General features: G+C 54.7%; 3 protein-coding genes. All 3 read left to right on the top strand.

Going from position 1 to position 4678, the window contains the following annotated elements:
• Positions 1-440: 440 nt before the first annotated feature.
• The 3 genes from ROG8370_RS19395 (at position 441) to ROG8370_RS19385 (ending at position 4485) form a co-directional block, all read left to right on the top strand.
• Positions 441-884, top strand: coding sequence for a cupin domain-containing protein (locus ROG8370_RS19395; RefSeq protein WP_085828772.1), 444 nt, complete (start codon positions 441-443; stop codon positions 882-884).
• A gap of 284 nt (positions 885-1168) precedes the next feature.
• Positions 1169-2161 (top strand): LysR substrate-binding domain-containing protein, encoded by a 993-nt coding sequence (locus ROG8370_RS19390; protein WP_085828773.1) that lies wholly within the window; start codon positions 1169-1171, stop codon positions 2159-2161.
• Positions 2162-2628: 467 nt separating this feature from the next.
• Positions 2629-4485: an SLC13 family permease gene (locus ROG8370_RS19385; protein WP_170925313.1), complete on the top strand. Its 1857-nt coding sequence runs from the start codon at positions 2629-2631 to the stop codon at positions 4483-4485.
• The last annotated feature ends 193 nt before the right edge of the window (positions 4486-4678 follow it).

Genomic DNA, 4678 nt, shown 5'->3' with positions numbered 1-4678 from the left:
GTAGAACAGCGCCGGTTGCGCTTCCTGCCTCGGTCCCATCATCGCCGGTCCTCCCCCTCGATTACAGGAATTGAATCAGCAGTTCAGACTTCGATCAAGGAAGAGTTTTTCAACAAAATAAGCCCAAACACGACTAAGACAGCAATGGCAGCATTTTGAACTGAGGGCGGATTCCGGACCTTCGCTGCAATTGCGAGCCAATCTGGCCGCGAAGTTGAAAGCTGACGCTCAATCTGATGCGGAACCACCCATATCTCTGCATTGCCGCAAGTCGCATGCGATCCCTAAGCAAGCTTCCATTAAAGGTACAGAAGTGCTGGCGCGGGGGGGGCAGGCTGAATTTTTTTCACGCTCGGCTGAAAAAAGAACATTTGTTCTCAAGGCGCTCCGCAGGCGAACATCTGGACGTACTCTAATCGAGCACATCAAGGAGATGTCACATGATTTGGCTTATAAACCCGCTCCGCCGCGCTGCACCGATCGCAATACTTCCGATCACAGCCCTCTGCGCGATTGCCGCAACCAGCGGGCCCACAGCGGCTGAAGGAGATTTCCCGACCGAACACAAGGGCCTTGCCGTGGAGCAGCTTGGAGTGGTCCCCGCGGACTCGATGGCGCGACAGGTAGGTCTCGATGGTCATGTTCTGCTCTTAAGACGGATCACGATCGAGCCAGGCGGTCAGATCGCGCATCACAGCGCCGCCGAAGTCCCGGGCGTCGTTTACATGGAAACCGGTGCTTGGACGGAAGGCCGCAACAGCGGCGAAACAGAACATTTGGCGGGTGAGACCTTCATCGAGGACGCCGATACTGTGCACTGGTTCTACAATCGTGGGGGTGAGCCTGCATCGGCCTTGGTCTGCGATATAAAACCCGCCAGTTGAACGAGCCTGTAATTGACCAAGCGAACGGGCACTGTCTCTAAAGCCGGACCACAAGTGTGGTCTGGCCCAAAGCGTCGCCGGGCCCGCCCGCACCTTCTAACCTTAAGCGCGTCCGAGCGCCGCTGAAAATTCTGGCCTCCGCGCACACATCAAGCATCGTGGTGCTGAGAGAGTCTTGGCAGGCCGGATCGCGTTCGATGAGCCAATCCCGAGTTTGATTTGAACCCGTCGAGTATGTAATGATCCCATATGCGAACATCACATTTAACTTGGGAAACTGGGGCTTGACACGAAAACTTCCACCCTTCGCTGCGGTGCGGGCGTTCGAAGCCGCAGCACGTCTGGGCAGCATCAAGGAGGCTTCGGAGGAACTCTGCCTGACTGCCAGCGCGGTCAGCCACCAAATCCGCGCACTTGAAGAGTATCTGGGTACGTCAGTCTTTCGACGGTCAGGAAACCGAGTTGAACTGACGCTGACAGGGCGCGCCTATGCTGGAAAACTTACGACGCTTCTCGACGCATTCGAAGAGTCAACGAGGTCGGTGAAGGAGGCCGGGCGAAGACCCTTTCGTGTGCACTGCACACCGGGTTTTGCGGCACGCTGGCTTGTCCCCAGACTCAATCGCCTCGCATTCGGCGATCGGGTGCGGGTTTCGGTTTCGAACGGAGCGCCGTCAACGGACTTTACTTCGAACGGTGCTGACGTGGTTATCCAGTGGGCTGATGCGCCGGTTTTGGGCGTGGTCACCGAACCGCTGATGCAATCCGCCCGTTATCCCGTGGTCAGTCCATCCCTGATCCAGAGTAAAGAGTTGCGTGAGCCGGGAGACCTGTGTCGCATGACGCTGATGCATGATGAGACAATGGATGCATGGGACGAGTGGTTCGAAGCCGCTGGGATTGATCCTCCGGCATTTCCACGCGGTCCAACATTTCCAAACTGCGAACTTGCGACGACAGCGGCGGAGCAGGAACAAGGTGTTGCTCTTGCATATGATGCGGTTGTCAGATCGACGGTTGAAAGCGGTGCTCTGGTCCGGCTTTTCGACGCGGTCACCATGCCATTCGTCATATATTCTGTCTCATATCCATCATCTCGAAAGAATGACCAAATGATCCGTGAATTTTCGGATTGGATACACAGCGAGGCCAAGGCCGTGGGGGTAGAGGCCCGTACCGATTTGATCTGCGAGGTCGCCAGCGGTCGTGTATCTCTTTTGAGGACGGCAACTCGCCCGGAAAATAAGCCGAAACTCGGAGCAAGACCGGAGGACTAATCTGAGCACCGAAACGCTATTCTTCCCAAAACCCGCTCAGTCCCGCGCTGCCGCCGCTCGGCCTTCGGAAGTGCTGCACTTTGCCTGAATGGCCGGTGTGGTGAAGCCGCAATGCAGCACGTGGACAGTAGGCCAAGATCCGCTCAGGGCCGTTTGCATATGTTGACCGCAGCTTGATGAAGGTCCGGAAAGTCCGCAACTCGGTCATTCGTGTAATCCGCAGCGAACGGCGGCTCTGAGCCCGAACCGGACAATCTGCCAGAAGGGATCTAGCTTGTTCTCAGGCCATGCCGCAGGTTAGCGGCCTGATTTCAGAATTCGGAAGCTGACCCAATATGGTTTCCAGATCTATGACCTATGAGCTATGTCGCCAAGCACATGATTTCATCATTTAGCAGATCGCCACTATCTGCTAAACCTTGTGACGGGGGGCGTAAGAAGTGGACCCAATCAGTTTGACATTTGAGATGGCGGTTGTCCTCGGCCTATTGGGTTTCACTGTCCTATTGTTCGTTTCAGAAGTGGTTCGAATTGATTTCGCGGCTATTCTCATCATGGTGCTGCTTGGCCTCCTGAGCCAGCTCCCGGGTCTGGGGTCACTTGCTGACGTCAGCCAGCTTTTCAATGGTCTCGCCTCCAATGCCGTGGTTTCAATCATTGCGGTGATGATCATTGGCGCAGGGCTGGATAAGACCGGTTTGATGAGTAAAGTTGCCGCGCTGATCCTGAAATATGGCGGAAACTCTGAGGGGCGGGTGGTGCCAATTATCTCAGGCACAGTGGGTGTCATTTCGTCTTTTATGCAAAACGTCGGTGCCGCCGCATTGTTTTTGCCCGTTGTCAGCCGGATATCTGTTCGCACTGAAATCCCACTAAGCAGATTGCTGATGCCGATGGGGTTTTGCGCCATTCTTGGCGGCACGATGACTATGGTGGGTTCGTCACCGCTGATCTTGCTGAATGATTTGATCCTGACGGCCAACCAATCTCTTCCTGATTCCCAGGAGATGGATACCTTTGGGCTCTTTTCAGTGACGCCGGTAGGCATCGCTCTGGTTGCCACGGGGATCCTCTACTTTGTGATTTTTGGGCGTTGGGTTCTGCCAGCGACAAAGAAGGGTGGAGATGCCACTAGCGGGCGCTCCATGAAGGAATATCTCAAGGAGCTATACGGCCTTAAGACCGACATTTTCGAAATTACCATTCCTGAAGGCAACGCGGTCGTCGGAGAGACGTTTGACGACGTCATCCAGAGATACCACGTCTACATCATCGGCAGCGCTTATCACGGGAAAACATGGTTTGCGCCAGTCATTCAAACGGAGATCACAGCGCCCTGTCGGTTGGCCGTGTTGGGCCGAAAAAAGGAAGTGCAGCACATGGCGCAGGATGCGGGTTTCATCCTGCATGAAAAATTGGATGTGTTTGCCGAGGATTACGCCCCGACCCGATCCGGTGTCGCCGAGGTGGTCATCCCGCCGGGGTCCTCCTTGATTGGAAAGTGTGCACATGACGTCGTGTTTCGTAAGACCTACGGGGCCAGCATGTTGGCCATCCATCGCGGCGAAGAAACCCTGAGCCTTGTTGCCACGGAAGATCATGAACCGACACAAATCGGCGAAGTACCCTTTCGTGCTGGCGATACATTAGTCATTCTCAGCACGTGGGAAGCCCTAACACGATTGAGCCGTGATCGCGATTTTGTAGTGGTCACAACCGATTTCCCACAAGAAGAACTACGGCCAACAAAGGTGATTTGGGCGCTGTTGTTCTTTGCAATTTCTCTGTTTCTAATTCTGTTCACCGATCTGCGCCTATCACTTTGTCTGCTGACGGGCGCTGTCGGGATGATCCTGACCGGCGTGCTCGATATAGACGACGCCTATGAGGCGGTCAGTTGGAGCACGGTCTTCCTGCTGGCAAGTCTCATTCCCCTTGGACAGGCGGTACAATCGTCCGGAACGGCGGCCTGGATCGCCCAGCAGGTCCTTATTTTTCTAGATGGATGGCCACTTTGGTCCTTGCAGGCAGGGCTTGCGATCATTGCGACGGTTTTCACTCTGATCATGTCAAACGTTGGTGCCACTGTTCTGTTAGTGCCGCTCGCCGTGTCAATCGCAGTTGCGGCAGGTGGAGATCCTGCGATCTTTGCACTAACTGTTGCCATATCAACCTCGAACTCGTTCCTCATACCGACCCATCAGGTCAACGCCCTCATCATGGGGCCTGCAGGCTACAAGGTAACTGATTTCATCAAGAGCGGTGGTATAATGACAATCCTATTCCTGGTTGTTTCATTATCCGTCTTGAACGTCATTGCCTGACGTATTGAATAGGTTCCGACGTCCTACGACGAATGAACTCCCTCATTCCCACTAATGGCAGCTTTGTCCTGTGTGGATGGCTCCCTTTTTGCAAGTACCGATTTGATGATAAAGCCTGTCAGAAGCAGTCTTGTGTTCGGCCTGTTAGCGCGACGCACATGGCCGCTGGCCCTGATGGTTTCCACCAACCAAG

Source organism: Roseovarius gaetbuli, from assembly GCF_900172365.1.
In the GTDB taxonomy this organism is placed as follows: domain Bacteria; phylum Pseudomonadota; class Alphaproteobacteria; order Rhodobacterales; family Rhodobacteraceae; genus Roseovarius; species Roseovarius gaetbuli.
This window is presented reverse-complemented; position numbering and strand designations above follow the sequence as displayed.

Excerpts from the sequence above, each read along its gene's own strand:
- ROG8370_RS19385 (WP_170925313.1), top strand. The coding sequence starts at position 2,629 with ATGGCGGTTGTCCTCGGCCTATTGGGTTTCACTGTCCTATTGTTCGTT.
- ROG8370_RS19395 (WP_085828772.1), top strand. The coding sequence starts at position 441 with ATGATTTGGCTTATAAACCCGCTCCGCCGCGCTGCACCGATCGCAATA.